A 17,381-nucleotide genomic window follows, 5' to 3' on the forward strand; every position below is an offset into this window, starting at 1 on the left:
AAGAGGCTAGTTCAATAAAGCTTCTCCTAACTTTAAATCTTCTGGTGTAGTTATTTTGATATTTTCGTAGTTTCCTTCGAAAAGATGAACGGAGTGACCTGAAAACTCAGCAACGCTAGCATCATCAGTAAATATATCTCTATAATCATTCTCAAAGGCAGGGAAGATAACATCTGAACGGAATGTTTGTGGTGTTTGTACCATTCTATATTCACTTCTATCTTCAGTACGATTTTCATTCTCTCCTACCCAACGTATAGATTCTTTTAAGGCAACTGTTGGAATAGCTGTACCAAAACTTGCAGCTTCAGTAAAGCTTTTTTGTATTACCGAAGTATCTACTAAAGGTCTAACACCATCATGAATTGCGATAAGACAATCTTGGTTAGGGATATATTGTAAAGCATTATCTACAGACTGAAAACGTGTATTTCCACCAGTAACTACTTGATGAGGTGTTGAGAAACTATATTCCTCAACTAATGATTTCCAAGTAGGTATTTGATCCTTAGGAAGTGTAATAATAATTTGAATATTGTCTTCAGCTTGATGAAATTTATTGATAGTATGCATTAAAATCGGAAGGCCTTTCATCAGAAGAAACTGCTTAGGGACTTCACTGCCCATCCTTGTTCCTCTTCCTCCGGCTACGATTATGCTATATTTTTTCATTTTGTTTATTATGTTTCTATGATTGATGTGATACTACAAAAAAAGTTGTATTTACTCTTGAATAAAAGGAATCCAACAAAGAATACATATATATAACATTGTGTTATAAAAGTATATTCTCACTGATTTACTATATTAAAGTTACACCTTATTTGATAGAACTTGTAACCCATATTGCAACTTTCGAAATATTCATTAGAAAAATCCAAGCGATAGTTAAAAGCAGAATCTACAAACCTAAAAGCCATGAATTCAACACACCTGATTTACTTTATAGAAGACAATACAACAGAAAATATGTTGATGAAATTAGCATTACAAAAGCTACCGAATATTGAGGCAAAATTCTTTTCTAATGGTTTTAAATTATTAGAAGCATTTGAGAAAGAACCAGCAAAAATTATTGTTACTGATTTAATGATGCCAGAAATTTCGGGTCAACAGATTATCCATACGCTTCGTAAACAATCAAAAGAAACACTAGTGATTGTTATTTCTGCACAAGAAGAAGTAAATCAAATTGCAGACTTACAGGCTTTGGGAATCTTTAACTATGTAGTAAAAGGAGATCATTGCTTAAGCTATCTCAAAAAAACAATAGAAGTAGCTTGTTACCTCTTGGATGAAGGATATCAATTTTAATTTTTAAGCTTCAATGTATTCATCATATGTATCATGTCTTCTTTAACATAATCGATGAGTGGAGCCAGTGAATCATTCTGAGTAGACGTAGGGAAGTATAATGCAGCTCTGAAAAAGTGTTTTGTGGAGTCTGTAACAAAAAACTGGAACTGACTTGGTACATCACCTTCTATTTCATACATCACTGCAGCATATCCATTATTTGTTTGGGTACTATACTCGTCAATGGCTGTAGCTCGAACATTGTGTTTAAAAGTAAGTACATTAGATGTGTTTGTATATCCTACAAGAGAGTCGAAATTAGCTAACTTTTTATATGAGATATCTACAGTAGCATCAAACTGAGGATACTTTACTTCTACCCAATAAGGTTCTGACATAAATGAAGAGTCAGGTACAAGAATAGCATTACTTGCTAATTCAAACTGGTATGGATACCCTTTTAATTCTTTGTTTTTAAAGACTTGATCAGAGTATGCATGATTAGGCATTTCGATTCTATGAAAGCCTCTAGGTTTTGGTAAGTAAGCTTGATCAGTACTGCTTCCGCAGCTGAATAATATTACTGGTATGAAAAGTAAGCTTAAAAAATTATTTATTTTCATGAAGTTTGTTTTTCGTCTTCTTCGAATTCAGCTTGTAAACGTTTGATATGTTGTTCATCATTGAATTTAACATGAACTGTTTTAATACGTTTTTTATCTACAGCTTTAATCGTAAAAGTTATATCTCTATAGTCTATTTTCTTTCCTGTTGAAGGCATTTCTTGTAAAAGTTCAAGGATCAATCCTCCCAAGGAGTCGCTTTCACCTTTTACTTTATCGAAATAATCAGGAGATAGTAATGCTAATCTTTCAAAGTCTACTAATGATGTTTTACCATCTAGGTTAAAGCTAGCATCTTGGCTGACATAATCTTGTACAAGGTCACCGTCAAACTCATCGTTAATATCACCTACAATTTCTTCGATAATATCTTCTAGAGTTACTAATCCTGTGGTACCACCGTATTCATCGACAATAATTGCCATATGTACCCTACGTTCTTGGAAATCTCTTAAGAGTTCATCAATTTTTTTTGACTCTGGAACGTAGTAAATATCTTTTCTGATAATCCTTTTCCATTCGAAATGTTCATTCTTATCCAAGTATGGAAGTAGATCTTTGATATATAGGATACCCACCAAAGAATCTATTGTATCTTCATACACAGGAAGTCTTGAAAAGGAATTTTTATTGATATGATCCATCAACTCATGGAAGTCGATTTCTTTGTCTAAAGCATTCATATCAGTTCTAGAAACCATAATTTGTTTCACAGTTTTTGAACCAAAATGAACAATGCCTTTCAACATTTCACTTGCTTTATCGTCAACTTTATCTGTTGCTAAACTTACAGCCTGATCTACTTCGTTGACGGATACTTCAAGGTTATAATTTCTTTTAGCCAAAGCTTTTTCCATGGTATTACCCATTGAAGTAAGCAACAAGGCCAATGGTTTACAGACTTTTATAGAAACAATCCAGAAGGTAATCATTCTTCTGGCAAAATTTAGGCTATTCTTTGTGGCATATATTTTTGGCACAATTTCGCCGATAAATACCACCAATGCGGTTACAACAAAGGTTAGTGTGATAAAAATTTCTGCACCATCTCTTGCAATACCTATATCATCTGCTACTTGCCAAGCGATGAAAGTAGATATCATAACTATTGCAACATTGACAAAGTTATTACAGATCAATATTGTTGCTAATAGTAGTTGTGGGGTCTGTAGTAGACTAAATACTTTTTTACCAACCTCATCATCTCCTTCCCTACATTCTTTTATTTGTTCGGGTGTTAGAGAGAAGAAAGCTACTTCGGAACCAGAAATTAATCCCGATAAAATGAGTAAAAGCACCACTACTAATGCGGCACCCCAAGGTACATTTTGGAGTGAAAACATTAATAGTGGCATTACTGGGTGTGACAAATCACCTTCCATGAATTTCGTTTAAGTTCAAAAAACATTTAGAAAGGCAGATCGTCGTTGCTGCCTTCTGCGGCACTCAAGTCTGGTGTAGCTGCTGCTGCCGCAGGTGCAGGAGAAGCCGCTTGAGCCTGGCTAGGAGCATCTGCTGCAGTTGGTGGAGCATAAGCATTATTACCAACTTGTCCTTCAGGTCTATTATCAAGCATCACCATATCTCTAGCTACTACTTCGGTAGCATAGCGAGTGATTCCGTCTTTTTCATAACTACGAGTAGTCAATTTACCCTCAAGATAAATTTTACTACCTTTCTTTAAATATCTTTCAGCAATAGTTGCTAAACCTCTCCACATAACGATGTTATGCCATTCAGTTTGTGTTTGTCTATTGCCGTCTCTGTCAGTATAGCTTTCAGATGTAGCAAGAGAGAATGTGGCAACACTTGCACCACCTTCTAGATGTCTCACTTCTGGGTCTCTACCCAAGTTTCCTACTAAGATGACTTTGTTAACTCCAGCCATTTTTTTGTTTTGGTTCTGTTAATTATTAAAATATGAATCATTAAGTTGTTTGAAATGATCAGAAAAGATTTTCTTCTCTGATTCCAAAATACTTAATAAATATATTTTGTCAAATAATTCTCTAAAATGATCGGCTTCCCAACCGATTTAATTTCCTCAATATCCATCCACTGATAATCAGTATGTTTATCTGGTATAGAAATTTGAGTCTGCAATTTTACATGAAAAAACTCAATAAATAACTTTCTGTGTGATAACAAATGCTTAAACGTTTCACTCTTATGAAAGATAGTGTTTTCATGTATTTCTAATCCTGTATTTTCAAGAATAATGCCTGTTGAAAACTCGGTAGGTTTATCTGCCGTTTCTGACAATGGAAAGTCATATAAACCTGTCCAAATGTCACCTTCGGCTCTTTTCTTTAAGATAAAACGGTCATTATGTTCGATCACAAAATACTGAAGATAACGGTTGCTTACTTTTACCTTTTTTAGCTTAACAGGTCTGATACTGATGATATCCTTAATTCTAGCTTCACATTCTTGTACAAAAGGACAATCTTCACAGCGAGGACTTTTAGGAGTACATTGGATAGCTCCCATTTCCATTAATGCCTGATTGAATATATCTGGTGAGCTTTCTGAAATCAATTCATTGGCTACTTCAGTAAAAACTTTTTGTCCTTTTCCAGATGCAATGTCATGGTCGATATCAAATATTCTTGATAATACTCGATAGACATTACCATCTACAGTTGCGACTTTTTCCTTAAAACCAAATGATGCAATAGCTGCTGCTGTATATTTACCAACCCCTTTTAAGGTCAGTAAATCTTTATAATTATCAGGAAATTGACCGTTCCACTTTTCCATCACTTCATTGGCAGCAATATGCATATTTCTGGCTCTAGAGTAATATCCTAACCCTTGCCATAAATGAAGTACTTTGTCGATATCTGCTGCAGCAAAATCTTTTACCGTTGGAAAATTTGCTACAAACTTTTCATAATAAGGTAATCCTTGTTGTACTCTTGTTTGTTGAAGGATAATTTCCGATAACCATATTTTATAAGGATCGGTAGTATGTCTCCAAGGAAGGTCTCGTTTATTTTTCTCGTACCAATTGATGAGCCGATCGGCAAATTCCATATTATTCTGTTACTTCAGTTTGATTAAGATGGTTCATACGTTTGAGCATTCTCTTAAATGCGATTTGAAGAATTTTCTGTAATGGGACTACTACAATTAGTGATACTAATAGCCATGCAGTTGCACCTTGTAACATGAGTAATCCTATTTCCTCCAAACCTTTGAATAGACTTTCATCAATGGCAGCTTGTATTTTTTCTAAAGTGATACCTTTAGATTCTAAACCAAAAATAAAAGTACCTAATTGTATGTATGGGATTATCAAAAATGCTTGTAGTGGAGAAACAGCATAGTTCGCCGCCTGAATTGCAAATTGATTTAGTTTAAAAATAGATGCAATGATAATACATATCCAAGTACATAAACCCAACATAGGAGATGATCCTACAAGCATACCGACACCTACACTCCAAGCCAATTCATTAGGAGTCATTCCTTGTCTTAATAATGTACGGATAGGTACCAAGATTCTATGTGTTACTTGATGCTTAACAGATAAGCGAATATCTTTTAGAATGCCCATGATGAAATTTGTTGGATAAATTGTGGTAAGGCAGAAGGTTCCATCACAATAGCGAACAAAATACCAAAAAGTGCACCATAAAGGTGGGCAGAGTGGTTTACGTTGCTGTCTATATTATTCGTTTGGTATTGTGTATAGATCAAATATATTGCCCCCCAAATAAATCCTGGAAAACATAAGATGCCGTATAGACAGATATCATTCAGTGGGGAATATAGAATACTAGCAAAGATGATTGAAGATACACCTCCAGAAGCACCTAATGATCTATAGTTAAAATTATTTCTTTGTTGAATAAATGTTGGGATATCCGCGACAATTGCCCCTAATAAAAATAAACTAAAGTAAGCTAATGCTACTAATGTTTCATCACCAAGGATAATCATAAAATAATACTCAATATATCTCCCAAAGAAGTAGAGAGTAAACATATTGAAGAACAAATGCATCCAACTTCCATGTACAAATGCAGAAGTAATAAACCTGTACCACTGATTTTGTTTTTGCACCATATATGGCTGCATAAGAAGTTTATTTAATACATCTGGTTTTTGCCATGCATAATAGCTTATAGCTACATTGATAGCGATTAAAATAAGTGTTAGTGACATCTATTTTCTTGAAAAATTTTCTAATAATAATTCTACGCAAGATAGTAATATTGAATCAGAGAAAAGTAAGTATTCAGAGTTATTTTATTTAACAATTACTGAGTGATATTGTTCTCCATACACAATTATTATGAACTAAGATTCTTGAGAATTGCATCTATTAGAGCAATTCGCCGTTTAGATTATTGTTTATTTACGTGTTTAGGTAGTAGAATTCAATTAGTTATATTATCTTTGCACGCTGTAAAGGGAACGCGTTTCCCATATGTTCAACTGTGTCACAAAGGACGAGTTCCTTTCCAACACACAAATGCTTATTTAAAATGGCAGTAAAAATCCGTTTAGCACGTCGTGGTCGTAAGAGAAGACCTATCTACAACGTAGTAGTAGCTGATTCAAGATCTCCACGTGACGGTCGTTTTATCGAGAAATTAGGTACTTTCAACCCTAACACTCACCCTGCAACAATTGATATTGATCCTGCAGCTGCTGCAAAGTGGTTATTGAATGGTGCTCAGCCTACTGACACTGCTCGTATGGTACTTTCTAAAGCTGGTGCAATGTTCAAGAAACACTTACAAGTAGGTGTTATCAAAGGTGCAAAAACTCAAGAGCAAGCTGATCAAGAATTCGACGCTTGGATGTCAGAAAGATCTTCTGCATATGCTGCTGAGTTAGAAGCTAAGAAAACTGCTGCTGAGGCTGCTGTTAAAGCTGAATTAGAAGCTGGTATCGCTGCTCGTAAAGCTGCTGAAGAAGCTGAGAAAAAAGCTGAGGCTGAAGCTCTTGCTGCTGCCGCTGCTGCTCAAGCTGAAAAAGAAGCTGAAGCTTCAGAAGAAGAGGCTGCTGAAGAATCATCAGAAGAAGAAGAATCTGCTGAGTAATTCAAGCAAAAATCTTAAGTCGAAGGTGAATACCCTTGTATTTACCCCGTAAACTAGGTTTACGTAATCCCCAAATCGAAAATATATAGTCCTACTCCTCCCAGGGTAGGACTTTTTTTATTAATAAATTTTAAATTGTTGTTTAAACAAGAACTCTATTAACAACTCTCCGTATATTCATAACACAATACACTCAACTCATACATTCAAAAATAACCTATGGAAAGAAACATAGTAGGTGTTGTTCTAGCTTCTTTCTTTGTATTATCAACTATACTATATGGCGTACTTGGCGAAGACAGTTTTGTATTTCATGTAGATAGTAAAGAAGACCTAAAAGAAGCAATAACAACCACCGATTCACTAATAGAGAATAATAACCTTAATTTTCACAGAGCAGAATTGATAGTCTGCGGTGAAGTAACCCGAAGTTTAATTGATGACATTGATACCATGAATATGCTAAAGTCTGTAGATAAAGAGCATGTACAGGTAACAGTTTGTGAAGCTTCATTAGAGAAGTTAAACATTAACCCAGACGAGCTTCCTCTAGAAATTAAAGTTGTAGAAAGCCCTGAAAGACGAATCAGCGTTCTTAAGCAGTTAGGTTTTGTAACAATAGACTTATAAGAAAACACCTGAAATAGATTAATTCTACTTCAGGTGTTTTTTTATTTAAAAATATGATTTATATCCTTCTAGTGTGAAACATGATAAATAAACTCACCAATTTTTTCACCTACTTTTACAATCATAAAGAAAGAGAATCCTAAACTCATTAGAGTGAAAGAGAATTTTGATAATGAGTTTGCTTCGATAAAATTTTTAATATTTTCCATTTAATAGATTTATATAAAGTGATAAAATGATTTTAGTATTTAAGTAGTTGATTTTAAGTTAATAATATTGATGATTAACTCCAATAATAATAACTATAAAAACCAAAAAGGTATCATAAATTATAATTATCAAACTTTAAAACATCAGATATACTGTATGAAGAGTCAATAAACTTGTCTTCATATATAACTACTGGTATATATGAAAGCTTATTCACTTTTATAAATTTATCAATATCAAGGTTTTCATTTTTTATGGTCTCTATTTTTGAATACTTTTTTATAAACGTTGTATGATTAAAGTGAGTATACCATTCTTGAAATGAATTATAAAAATCTTCTGTGTTTATTGTAAAAAGCTGTGACATAATTTTATTAACTCTACTACTTTCAAAAGTATCTTTATTATCAATAAAAAAAATATCTATTTTTTCAATATCTTTTTTTGATAATGATAAAGCAATCTCTGCACATTTTGGACAAAATAAACTTAATATTAATTTCATTTTGTTGTTTTTTGATAGTGATTTTAGATAATTTTCATTTAAAACAGGTTTATTATTTACAATATTAAAGTTATATTTTTTTATATATTTTATTTCATTATTTTTTTCATAAGCGTATAATAGTATGTATAATATAAAAAAAACAAGAAATTTATATATTAATAAATTTTGATAAATATATATATGATTAATGTTTATAAAACTATAAATACTAATACTAAAATAAAATGACATTATTGTAAAACAGTATATACATAATTTTTTAAAATTTACTATTTGATATAGTAATAAATAAAATAATAAAGGGGTGACTAAAATTGAACTAAAAAATAAAAAATCAACATTATTATTAATAACAATAATTATTGATAAAGTTAATGAATAACATAATGCTATTTTCTCAAAAGATAATGTATAGGTTAAAGCCCATATTTTGAAATTAATTACTGGTTTACATTTTTTTGATGTTTCATTTTTACATGATTCTAGAGGTAACTCATTACTAGTAATTAACCTTAATGCTATTATGTTTATGATAAATAGGTAAAGTGAGCATAATTTAAAATAAATCCCATTACCATGAGTAAAAGAGAGAATAAATATAAAAATTATGCCAATTAATATTGATAATATTTTTATAGATAAAACCCATTGAAATTGATGTTGAATTAAAATTAATCTTAACTTACATACGTATTGGAGAATTTTATTATAGTTATTTTTTTTCTTTAAAGAGATAATAATACCATCCCATTCAAATAAAAAATCATTAATAAATATATTAATATTACTATTTTCTCGAGTGGAGAATATAGTAATATTATCACCTTTTATACTTCTTATTATAACTAAACCGTAGTTGTAAGTATTGTATATGGCATTTAATTTAATATCTTTTTCTTCAGGGAAATCTATTTTATACTTTTTATAATTTACTTTGTATGTATCTAAATATTTAATTATTCTATATAAAGAAAGATCATTTTTATGCCATTCTAAATACTTTAATAATTTAATTATAGAACAATAGATATTTATTTTTTGAAATATAATTAATATTAATATTGTAAAATTAGCTACTTTCATGAGATACTATTATTAAATTTATTAATAACATCTTTAGTATTATATGGTAGTTTATCAATTTTTGTAAAATCCAATAATTTTGTTTCTATATTCATTATTGAATCCTGTATTTTAATAATAGTCTTTGCAAACTCACATATTTCATTCGTTTTTAAAGGGTAATCTCCAAAATGAAAATTCTGAACATTATAATTATAATAATAGGGGTTCGAAAAATCATTTATAACTTTACCTATCATCATTGTTTTTAAATTTACTTTTTCTCCTTTACAAATTATATTATAAATGTTTTTATTATCTTTTACTTTTGTTTCAGTTTTTACTTCTGTTATCATTGAAATAAACTGATTTGCCTCTGCCTTTGTATTAACTTCTGTAAATGAATGGTCTTCATTAATGCCATAGACAATATTTGAATTGATATCATATATTGTTTTATTAATGTCATCAATTTTTACAACAATATATTTATCACTTATTATCTCAGATATAATTGATGATTGATTATTTATTGTCATTTTTCTTTTTATTGTATGCATAAAGTGAGAATTATTTAGTAAAAGAGTTATTTAATAGTATGAGCATAAAAATACGAGTACTCCCAAAACAAGAAGTACTCGTAGATATTAGTGCATAATATGATAAAAGAATTCTCCAATCTTTTCACCAACTTTAGTAAGTATAAAAAAAGAGAATCCAAAAATCAGTAACGAAACAAAAATTTCTGAATTTGAACTTATCTCTAGATAATTTTTGATATTACTCATTTTAATGTGTGATGTTATAGATAAACTCACCAATTTTTTCTCCAGATTGTTCTAAGGCAAACCATGCAGCAGCTCCTACACCAATTCCAGTAATAATACCTGTGAAGCCTACGCCTCCTTCAATATTTTTTAATTCTTTTGTTGTTAATTCTAACATTTTATTTAGTATTTTAAATTAATTATTTGATTACTTTTTTCCTGCAGCTTTGTCTGCAGCGTTGTTATATCCGTTATAAATTCCAACACCGAGTGCTGAACCTACAAATAATACTACTCCTGCAATGCACCATCCACCACAAGCTATACCACCATCAATCGATTTTAATTCTTCAAATTCTAATTCTTGGAACTTCATTTAGATTAGTTTTTAAGTTCATTTACCTACTCTTAAAAAGTATATCTATTTACAATTTTCGGTATCCTTATAAATAGAAAATCAAATAGTTAGCTAGCTTTTTTTGATACTCCAAATCTATTGTTTGACACGGAAAAAAAATTTCCGTTGCTAATTAATTTGAAAAATATTTTGAATAAATTATTTCAATATTTCTCCAGAAATCTTTAATAATCTTACTTGAGAAAGAATAAGATCGTATTGGGCATTAAAATAATTGAGAGAGGCATTCAAATAGCTATTCTGTACTTGTCTAAAATCAAAAGCAGAGATACTTCCTATATCTAATTGTTCTTGGGATAGTTGTAAGTTTTCTTCCGCAGACTTTTGACCCAATAGTCCTATTTTAGCTTTTTCTTGATTATATAAATAGTTTGCAAATAGTTGGTACGCTTCTTTTTTAAGACTTAGCTTTTTATTTTCTAATTCTAAGTGAGCTTTATGATATTGAATCTTAGATGACTGTAATTTTCTATCATTTTGTCCTCCATTGAAAATTGGAACCGAAACATTTACTCCAGCAAAGGCTCCATATAAATGACCATTATTAGTTTGAGAAACAATATCTCCTTCTAGAGTAGGATAATCAGCTTTAAGCCAATTTAGATTTCCTTGATACCCACTTTCAAAGGCAACTATAGGTTGTTTGTTTGTTCTTGTAATATCAATATCTATTTTACTTTGTTGTAATAATGATTGAGATATTCCTAATTGGCTATTTTGCTCCATCATGTTATCAATAATTGTTGTTGGGGATAACATAAGTGTTGGTACTTCTAGACTATCCGTCAGAATAAAAATCGTATTGACTTCTTGTTCACCCAATAGAAAATTGAGTTCCCTTAAATCATTTTCGACAGTTAATTTCTGATTTACAAGATGAATAGAATCAGTAAAATATGTCGTTTTTTCTCTACTTAATTCAAACCTAGAATTTTCACCTAAGGTAACTCCTTTTTCAATTCTAGATATTCTTAGTCCTGCGTTTCGATGTACTTTTCTTAGAACATCTAGTTTCTCTTTTTCAAGTAGAATCTTATAGTATTGAAATATTACCTCTTCAATTTTATTTTCTATCACTAATTGATATTGAAGTGATGTTAAATGTTCCTGTTGATCAAATTGTTTTTTTTGAAGACTAACTTTCTGTCCATTAAATAATATCCATTGCAAATCAATAGAAGCATCTAGTTGAATATTATCATTTTGACCTTCTAAAGAAAAAGGAGACGCTGGTTGATTAATTTGAGAAGATGCTCGATTCCTATTAGATATATTTACTTGTGGTAATTTACCTGAGTTTCCCCACGTATTTTGTTGTTGAGCATCTAATACATCCTGATAAATTATTTGTATTTCAAAGTTATTTTGAAGAGCCTTATTTATAGCTTCTTGAAGAGAAAGCGTATTTTTTTGAGCTAAAATCTGGAAAGAACATAGACTCACAAGTAGTATTATAGATATCTTTTTCATCCTAATTAACTTGTTTTATTGAGTTAACAGCATCTTCATGTATGTAGCCAAAGAAGAAACGGTGTGGTTTACTATACACATAGCTCATTCGATGAGAATCATAATAAATCTCTGCTCCTAGTTCTCGCATTTGAGCTAAAAGTGAACGTAGAGTACGGTCTGTAATTTCAAGTTTATGAGCAAGCTCTTTTGGTGTACCTGTTCCTCTTTTTCTGATTAAATGATCAATTCTCTCAATTCTTAGTAGTTGTTTTTGAAGTAACATTGTCTGCTTTAATTTAATATTTAGGCTATTATTAATTCTTTTAATCCTTTAGGAATTTGGGACTCCCAAAGTTCATGGTATTTTCCATTTTGTTCTAGTAATGAAAAGTGTACCCCATCTTCTACTAGTTTTCCTTTCTCTAATACAAGGATCTTATCAGCATCTTGTATTGTGGATAATCTATGGGCTATGATTATCACGGTTTTCCCTTTCAGCATAAGCTGTTGTATTGTTTTCTGAACAAACTCTTCTGATTTACTGTCGAGCGATGCAGTGGGCTCATCAAGAATTAGTATTTCAGGGTCACGGTATAAAGCTCTTGCGATAGCCAATCTTTGACGTTGTCCACCGGATAAAGTACTTCCTTTTTCACCTATTTCCGATTGAAAACCATTGGGTAAAGACTCTATAAAATCTATAATACCTAAATCTTTACATATCGAAATAACTTTTTCAACATTTGGATGCAATTCTCCTAAGGCTATATTTTCGATTACACTTCCTTTAAAAAGTTCAATTTGTTGGGGGACAACTCCAATAGTATTTCTTAGAGAGCTTCGCGATAGGTAATTAATATTGATATCACCAATTATAATGCGTCCTTCTTGTATTGGGTAAATCTTTTGAATTAGCGCCGCTAATGTAGATTTTCCTGAACCACTTTCACCAACTATTGCAGTTAATTTTCTTTTAGGAATACTAAGGTTTAACTTTTGAAAGACATCTACCCTTGAGCCATAACGAAACGATACATTTTGGAACTGAATATCTCCAATTTTTGAAGGAGTCAGCTCAATTTGTTCTTCTTCAACATTAGATTGTTCATTATCTAAATCTAATAATTCAAATAAACGATCTGCCGCAATTTTTGCATTTTGCCACTGACTATTCATACCAATCAGAGCCGTTACAGGACCTGTTAGGTAATTCAACAAGGCATTAAAGGAAAGTAACTCCCCAGGAGTAAGTTCTTTATTTAAAACAAAGTGAGCCCCAACACCTAAGAGTACCACAGTAAAAATGACCGAAACAAAGTGAGTACTATTTTCTGAAAAGATATTCGTTTGAGAAATACTAAAAACGTTCTTCAAGGTATCTACAAACCGAATTTCTGTTTTCAAGTTTGAAAAGTCCTCTATACCTAACCTTTTTATGGTCCGAATAGAATCAATAGATTCTACAAGTTGAGATTCAAGTTCTGCACTACTTTCCATTAGTTTACGTTGAAACTTTTTGTTTCTATAATTCACAAACCAATAAATACCTCCTGAAATAGGAAGTAGTAAAAGCATTACAAGTGCAAGTTTCCAAGAGTAGATAAACATCGCAACAAATGAAAAAATAAGGATACAGACATTTATTACTAAGGAAATCGCACTATCATTAATAAAAGCTCTGATTTTGACTGCATCATTAATTCTTGAGACAATTTCTCCAACCCTCATTGTATCGAAAAATTGTTGAGGGAGTTTAATAAGGTGTTGGTAATAACCTAATATCAATCGGGCATCTATCATTTGTCCTGTTCGTAGTACTAATTGGCTTTTTAATACACCTAATATTGTTTGGAACATTAAAATAACAACCATCCCAATACTCAATAACCAAAGAAGATTTTTATTACCATCAACAAGCACATAATCAATGATTTTTTGAATATAAATAGATGTACTCAATCCGAGTATTGTAAAGACCAAAGCTCCAATAATAGCCTGAATTAAGACATTCGTATGAGCACTTACCAACTCATAAAATCGACGTGATATAGAAATAGCTTCATTCTTCTTCTCAAAAGAGATGGCAGGTGTAATTAACACTAAAACGCCTGACCATAGTTTTGAAAATTCTTCAAGTGAATAATTATGGAATTGCCCATCTCCTGGGTCCATAACGGTAACTTCAGTTTTGTTTATTTTAGTAATAACTATAAAGTGCTGAAGGTCATTCTCTAGTATAACATGTGCAATTGATGGTAAGGATACTTCTGGTAATGCTGAGATATCTCCTCTTACTCCCTTAGCATCAAATCCAAGTTTTTTAGCGGCTTCTATCAACCCTAATAAATTAGTGCCTTTTTGATCCGTAGAGGCCATCTGGCGAATTTTAGCAACTGAATAATCAGCTCCATAAAATCTAGAAATAGAGAGCAAGCAAGTTGCTCCACAATCTGTAATATCGCGTTGCTTTACTTTAAGCTTAGTCAGTTTCATATATGTTCAGTAGAAAAGTTTGCTTTTTGGGTTTTATAACTTCGCAACTTTATTAGTAGTTGCATCATGTCTTGAAGGGTTTAACCAATCATCTGTTTGGTCATACAGTAGATCAAATAAGCTTCTTTGTGTGACAACAAACCGTGCTTGTAAGGTCATTCCTTTTTTAAGATAGCCTTTATAACCATTGGACAATGAAAGAAAGTCTTTATGAAAACTACATTTTACCTTAAAAACAGGTTGATCATCAAGCATAGTAACATCATGGTATACTTGCGTTATCTTGCCTTCTAAGGTTCCCCAATCATTATAATTATAAGCATCAATCTGCATAATTGATTTCATATCATTATGTAACCAACCTATATCTTTTGGAGAAACATAACATTCAGCAATCAGTTCTGATTGTGGAGTAATTTCTCCAATATTCTGATTTGCGAATACCATTGTACCTTCATGTATTCCATTAAAATTTTGTAATACTCCAGTAACTGTAGATCTGATATAGTATTTATTGATTTGCTTATTTAATTGCTTGATCTCTGAATTAAGGTTTTCAAGCTTTATTTTATGATCATCTAATTCTATAGCCCATTCAGAATGTGCTCTTTTCCATCTTAATGTAAGTTTTGTCTCATTTCTTCTAACAATCAGTTTACTATTTTCAACTTCTTTTTCTGGTATAGCTTGAGTTTGAGCTAAACGCTTTTTTCTGTTTAACTGTTTCTGAGAAATCTCTAATTCTTCCTGTAGAAGTAGAACATCGTTATAAAATTCTTCATACTTTTTAAGGTAGTTTCTTGTTCTTAGTGATTCAAGTTCTTGCAGTTCCTGGACTTCTTTCGTCACTTGACATAAGTGTATTAAATCTTTGTATTGTTTTTCCAGAATTTTAAAATGTTGTAAGGCAAAATCTCTTTTTAGAGAAAGTTCTGTAGTATCAAGAACTAGTAAAATTTGTCCTTTAGAAATAACGGTATTGTCTTTAACAAAGAGTTGAGATACTTTTTCAGTTAATGGAGCTTTTAGACCAAATTTTTCTTGAGTAGGACGTATTAACCCTAGTGACTGAATTGTTATCGGAACTTTAATTATTGGAAGACATCCTAATGCTACAATTACTAAGCTTAAAATAGTAAGATAAATAGCATTTGAAGTTTTATTTAGTTGAGTATAATATTTTGGTAATATTACTTTAATTAGCTCTTTTGGGAGAAGCATTGCGTGAAATGTTATTAATAGTATTTAGTTTATAGGTTAAAATTTTGAAGTTTTTCATTTAAGAAAAAATTAAAATTTGAAATATATCTTTAACCTCATAATGATTCATGAAATAATGATATAATTGATCATTGTTGTGATCTTGAAAATTCAGATGATCAGCTATCCCCCAACAAAGACTTCATATGCGAATAACAATTCTTTAATAGTTTTTAAGGCTACTTTATTTATCATAATAGATTAGTAATAGTTGATAAAAATTTCATTATCATGACTAACGTTCTACAATAGTTTAATTATTAGTATTTCACTTGCTAGTTGGTACTTATGAGTTAGTCAAAGTTTATCAAATTTAAATTTAGCTACGGAAATAATTCTTCCGCGGTGTGGTTATTTTGAACTTTTTATTAACGTTATATCATAACAAAAAAGTCCTACTTAACTTAATAAGTAGGACTTTATTATTGAAGATTATTTAGGTTCTTTATCTAAGGTTTCATGGACCACTTTAATTGAGGTTCCGATTAATACAATTTGATCGTATTGATCTCGATATGACTTTTTCCTATAATCTAACTCTTGTATAGCTAGACCGTTTTTCATAAAAAAGTCATATAAATTTGACCCTGATTGTGAGTTGGTGTATTCTAGCACTCTTCCACCAATTAGATAAACTTCGACATATTTATTTTCACCAAAAGTATATAGTTTAAGGTCTTCTACTCTTTCTATATTTTCAGTGTTATATATTGTTGCAATTTGTTGCCCTTCTAAAATATTAGCTGTTTTCATGTAATAATGAACATCTACATTATTTTCATTAGGGTAATAAGGCTCTACTTCGTCATTTTTATCACATGATGTCATAAATCCTAATAATGATAACAAAAATAGAACGTAAGTAAGTTTTGAAGATTTTCTCATTTTCAATTCGTAGTTGTTTAACATACTCATTATAACGAGATTAATTCGTGTTGTTTTTCCTAATTAGGCCCAAATCACTTCCGAATTTGGTAACTCCTCCTAGTCTATTGGTTGTCTATTACCTCTTTTGGGAACAGAAGCTTTTAGAATTTCCATTTGTTCTTCTGTCAACACTTGGGCCAACATCTGAAACTGCTGTTTTTTAAGGGGTATTAAAGCGTCTCTCATAGCTTCTCTATCTCCTTTATATTGTTCTTTAATTTTAGAAATGACTTGTTCATTAGATGCCTGTATTGCATCATATTTCTCTTTTTGATCAGGTGTCAATTTTAATTTTAGAACTAAAATATATTCTCTTCTTTCTCGTCGATCCAGCATTATAAATTCTTCATAGGTAGTATATGCAGTATCAGGCATAAAATCTTTTACCTTCTTCAAGTGCTTTTGTCGGTACCCATTTAGTTCTACTTTAAGATCCTCTTGGTTGATGTCTCCTTCTTTCTTGGCTATAATCATTGTATTAATGACATCTTCTTGAAGGCGTACATAAGCTTTATTTAATTTTTTCTCAACATCTTCGTTGATATTCAATTTGTCGACAAGTTCTACTGGTAAATCTTTTGGAGAAATATCAGGGAATCTTCTTTGTGCAAATACTGAGAAACATATACTAAATAAAAGAAACGTTGTGATGAATATTTTTTTCATAATCTGTAATTAATT

At 31.0% G+C, this 17,381-nt stretch carries 21 protein-coding genes; 3 read left to right on the top strand and 18 right to left on the bottom strand.

The window, feature by feature from the left end; translation table 11 throughout:
- Positions 1-6: 6 nt before the first annotated feature.
- Positions 7-672 (bottom strand): 2-C-methyl-D-erythritol 4-phosphate cytidylyltransferase, encoded by a 666-nt coding sequence (locus HGP29_RS16780; protein WP_168883587.1) that lies wholly within the window; start codon positions 670-672, stop codon positions 7-9.
- 246 nt (positions 673-918) lie between these two features.
- On the opposite strand from HGP29_RS16780, the gene HGP29_RS16785 reads away from it, so the two are divergent.
- Positions 919-1,314: a response regulator gene (locus HGP29_RS16785; RefSeq protein ID WP_168883588.1), complete on the top strand. Its 396-nt coding sequence runs from the start codon at positions 919-921 to the stop codon at positions 1,312-1,314.
- On the opposite strand, the gene gldD is transcribed toward HGP29_RS16785, so the two are convergent.
- The 6 genes from gldD to HGP29_RS16815 all read right to left on the bottom strand — a co-directional run bounded on the left by gldD (position 1,311) and on the right by HGP29_RS16815 (position 6,089).
- Positions 1,311-1,919, bottom strand: coding sequence for a gliding motility lipoprotein GldD (gene gldD, locus HGP29_RS16790; protein ID WP_168883589.1), 609 nt, complete (start codon positions 1,917-1,919; stop codon positions 1,311-1,313). The two genes, HGP29_RS16785 and gldD, sit on opposite strands and share 4 nt — an antisense overlap.
- Positions 1,916-3,301 (bottom strand): gliding motility-associated protein GldE, encoded by a 1,386-nt coding sequence (gene gldE, locus HGP29_RS16795; protein WP_168883590.1) that lies wholly within the window; start codon positions 3,299-3,301, stop codon positions 1,916-1,918. Before gldE ends, gldD begins: the two co-directional genes overlap by 4 nt.
- A gap of 26 nt (positions 3,302-3,327) precedes the next feature.
- Entirely contained in the window at positions 3,328-3,807 is a 480-nt protein-coding gene (locus tag HGP29_RS16800; protein WP_168883591.1) for a single-stranded DNA-binding protein, read from the bottom strand.
- Positions 3,808-3,899: 92 nt separating this feature from the next.
- Entirely contained in the window at positions 3,900-4,955 is a 1,056-nt protein-coding gene (gene mutY / locus HGP29_RS16805) for an A/G-specific adenine glycosylase (protein WP_168883592.1), read from the bottom strand.
- A 1-nt stretch (position 4,956) separates the two neighbouring features.
- The gene (locus tag HGP29_RS16810) at positions 4,957-5,478 is read right to left on the bottom strand and encodes a DUF2062 domain-containing protein (RefSeq protein WP_168883593.1); all 522 of its coding nucleotides are present in this window, start codon (positions 5,476-5,478) and stop codon (positions 4,957-4,959) included.
- Complete coding sequence (locus HGP29_RS16815; RefSeq protein ID WP_168883594.1) at positions 5,466-6,089, bottom strand: rhomboid family intramembrane serine protease; 624 nt, start codon at positions 6,087-6,089, stop codon at positions 5,466-5,468. Before HGP29_RS16815 ends, HGP29_RS16810 begins: the two co-directional genes overlap by 13 nt.
- A gap of 323 nt (positions 6,090-6,412) precedes the next feature.
- Between HGP29_RS16815 and HGP29_RS16820 the strand changes: the two genes are divergently transcribed.
- Positions 6,413-6,973, top strand: coding sequence for a 30S ribosomal protein S16 (locus HGP29_RS16820; protein WP_168883595.1), 561 nt, complete (start codon positions 6,413-6,415; stop codon positions 6,971-6,973).
- Between the two features lie 219 nt (positions 6,974-7,192).
- Positions 7,193-7,603: a hypothetical protein gene (locus HGP29_RS16825; protein ID WP_168883596.1), complete on the top strand. Its 411-nt coding sequence runs from the start codon at positions 7,193-7,195 to the stop codon at positions 7,601-7,603.
- Positions 7,604-7,671: 68 nt separating this feature from the next.
- On the opposite strand, the gene HGP29_RS16830 is transcribed toward HGP29_RS16825, so the two are convergent.
- The 11 genes from HGP29_RS16830 to HGP29_RS16880 all read right to left on the bottom strand — a co-directional run bounded on the left by HGP29_RS16830 (position 7,672) and on the right by HGP29_RS16880 (position 17,366).
- On the bottom strand, positions 7,672-7,812 hold the full coding sequence (locus HGP29_RS16830) for a hypothetical protein (protein ID WP_168883597.1): 141 nt from the start codon (positions 7,810-7,812) through the stop codon (positions 7,672-7,674).
- A gap of 113 nt (positions 7,813-7,925) precedes the next feature.
- Positions 7,926-9,404, bottom strand: coding sequence for a cysteine peptidase family C39 domain-containing protein (locus HGP29_RS16835; protein ID WP_168883598.1), 1,479 nt, complete (start codon positions 9,402-9,404; stop codon positions 7,926-7,928).
- The gene (locus HGP29_RS16840; RefSeq protein WP_168883599.1) at positions 9,401-9,943 is read right to left on the bottom strand and encodes a hypothetical protein; all 543 of its coding nucleotides are present in this window, start codon (positions 9,941-9,943) and stop codon (positions 9,401-9,403) included. Before HGP29_RS16840 ends, HGP29_RS16835 begins: the two co-directional genes overlap by 4 nt.
- A 229-nt stretch (positions 9,944-10,172) precedes the next feature.
- Positions 10,173-10,328: a class IIb bacteriocin, lactobin A/cerein 7B family gene (locus tag HGP29_RS16845; protein ID WP_168883600.1), complete on the bottom strand. Its 156-nt coding sequence runs from the start codon at positions 10,326-10,328 to the stop codon at positions 10,173-10,175.
- Positions 10,329-10,358: 30 nt separating this feature from the next.
- A complete protein-coding gene (locus tag HGP29_RS16850) occupies positions 10,359-10,526 on the bottom strand; it encodes a class IIb bacteriocin, lactobin A/cerein 7B family (RefSeq protein ID WP_168883601.1) in 168 nt (55 codons plus the stop codon).
- A gap of 180 nt (positions 10,527-10,706) precedes the next feature.
- Complete coding sequence (locus tag HGP29_RS16855) at positions 10,707-12,038, bottom strand: TolC family protein (protein ID WP_168883602.1); 1,332 nt, start codon at positions 12,036-12,038, stop codon at positions 10,707-10,709.
- Between the two features lies 1 nt (position 12,039).
- Entirely contained in the window at positions 12,040-12,303 is a 264-nt protein-coding gene (locus tag HGP29_RS16860) for an HTH domain-containing protein (protein WP_168883603.1), read from the bottom strand.
- 20 nt (positions 12,304-12,323) lie between these two features.
- A complete protein-coding gene (locus tag HGP29_RS16865; protein ID WP_168883604.1) occupies positions 12,324-14,513 on the bottom strand; it encodes a peptidase domain-containing ABC transporter in 2,190 nt (729 codons plus the stop codon).
- A gap of 33 nt (positions 14,514-14,546) precedes the next feature.
- Positions 14,547-15,734: an HlyD family secretion protein gene (locus HGP29_RS16870; protein ID WP_168883605.1), complete on the bottom strand. Its 1,188-nt coding sequence runs from the start codon at positions 15,732-15,734 to the stop codon at positions 14,547-14,549.
- 471 nt (positions 15,735-16,205) lie between these two features.
- Positions 16,206-16,658, bottom strand: coding sequence for a hypothetical protein (locus HGP29_RS16875; RefSeq protein WP_168883606.1), 453 nt, complete (start codon positions 16,656-16,658; stop codon positions 16,206-16,208).
- A 99-nt stretch (positions 16,659-16,757) separates the two neighbouring features.
- The gene (locus HGP29_RS16880; RefSeq protein ID WP_168883607.1) at positions 16,758-17,366 is read right to left on the bottom strand and encodes a hypothetical protein; all 609 of its coding nucleotides are present in this window, start codon (positions 17,364-17,366) and stop codon (positions 16,758-16,760) included.
- Between the last annotated feature and the right edge of the window lie 15 nt (positions 17,367-17,381).

It is taken from the genome of Flammeovirga agarivorans, assembly GCF_012641475.1.
In the GTDB taxonomy this organism is placed as follows: Bacteria; Bacteroidota; Bacteroidia; order Cytophagales; family Flammeovirgaceae; genus Flammeovirga; species Flammeovirga agarivorans.

Bases quoted from the DNA above. Each gene is read 5' to 3' on its own strand.
- gldD (WP_168883589.1), bottom strand. From the start codon at position 1,919: ATGAAAATAAATAATTTTTTAAGCTTACTTTTCATACCAGTAATATTA.
- HGP29_RS16865 (WP_168883604.1), bottom strand. From the start codon at position 14,513: ATGAAACTGACTAAGCTTAAAGTAAAGCAACGCGATATTACAGATTGT.
- HGP29_RS16785 (WP_168883588.1), top strand. From the start codon at position 919: ATGAATTCAACACACCTGATTTACTTTATAGAAGACAATACAACAGAA.
- HGP29_RS16860 (WP_168883603.1), bottom strand. From the start codon at position 12,303: ATGTTACTTCAAAAACAACTACTAAGAATTGAGAGAATTGATCATTTA.
- HGP29_RS16780 (WP_168883587.1), bottom strand. From the start codon at position 672: ATGAAAAAATATAGCATAATCGTAGCCGGAGGAAGAGGAACAAGGATG.
- HGP29_RS16840 (WP_168883599.1), bottom strand. From the start codon at position 9,943: ATGCATACAATAAAAAGAAAAATGACAATAAATAATCAATCATCAATT.
- HGP29_RS16830 (WP_168883597.1), bottom strand. From the start codon at position 7,812: ATGGAAAATATTAAAAATTTTATCGAAGCAAACTCATTATCAAAATTC.
- HGP29_RS16825 (WP_168883596.1), top strand. From the start codon at position 7,193: ATGGAAAGAAACATAGTAGGTGTTGTTCTAGCTTCTTTCTTTGTATTA.
- HGP29_RS16870 (WP_168883605.1), bottom strand. From the start codon at position 15,734: ATGCTTCTCCCAAAAGAGCTAATTAAAGTAATATTACCAAAATATTAT.
- HGP29_RS16875 (WP_168883606.1), bottom strand. From the start codon at position 16,658: ATGAGAAAATCTTCAAAACTTACTTACGTTCTATTTTTGTTATCATTA.
- HGP29_RS16880 (WP_168883607.1), bottom strand. From the start codon at position 17,366: ATGAAAAAAATATTCATCACAACGTTTCTTTTATTTAGTATATGTTTC.
- HGP29_RS16835 (WP_168883598.1), bottom strand. From the start codon at position 9,404: ATGAAAGTAGCTAATTTTACAATATTAATATTAATTATATTTCAAAAA.
- HGP29_RS16815 (WP_168883594.1), bottom strand. From the start codon at position 6,089: ATGTCACTAACACTTATTTTAATCGCTATCAATGTAGCTATAAGCTAT.
- HGP29_RS16820 (WP_168883595.1), top strand. From the start codon at position 6,413: ATGGCAGTAAAAATCCGTTTAGCACGTCGTGGTCGTAAGAGAAGACCT.
- gldE (WP_168883590.1), bottom strand. From the start codon at position 3,301: ATGGAAGGTGATTTGTCACACCCAGTAATGCCACTATTAATGTTTTCA.
- HGP29_RS16810 (WP_168883593.1), bottom strand. From the start codon at position 5,478: ATGGGCATTCTAAAAGATATTCGCTTATCTGTTAAGCATCAAGTAACA.
- mutY (WP_168883592.1), bottom strand. From the start codon at position 4,955: ATGGAATTTGCCGATCGGCTCATCAATTGGTACGAGAAAAATAAACGA.
- HGP29_RS16845 (WP_168883600.1), bottom strand. From the start codon at position 10,328: ATGTTAGAATTAACAACAAAAGAATTAAAAAATATTGAAGGAGGCGTA.
- HGP29_RS16850 (WP_168883601.1), bottom strand. From the start codon at position 10,526: ATGAAGTTCCAAGAATTAGAATTTGAAGAATTAAAATCGATTGATGGT.
- HGP29_RS16800 (WP_168883591.1), bottom strand. From the start codon at position 3,807: ATGGCTGGAGTTAACAAAGTCATCTTAGTAGGAAACTTGGGTAGAGAC.
- HGP29_RS16855 (WP_168883602.1), bottom strand. From the start codon at position 12,038: ATGAAAAAGATATCTATAATACTACTTGTGAGTCTATGTTCTTTCCAG.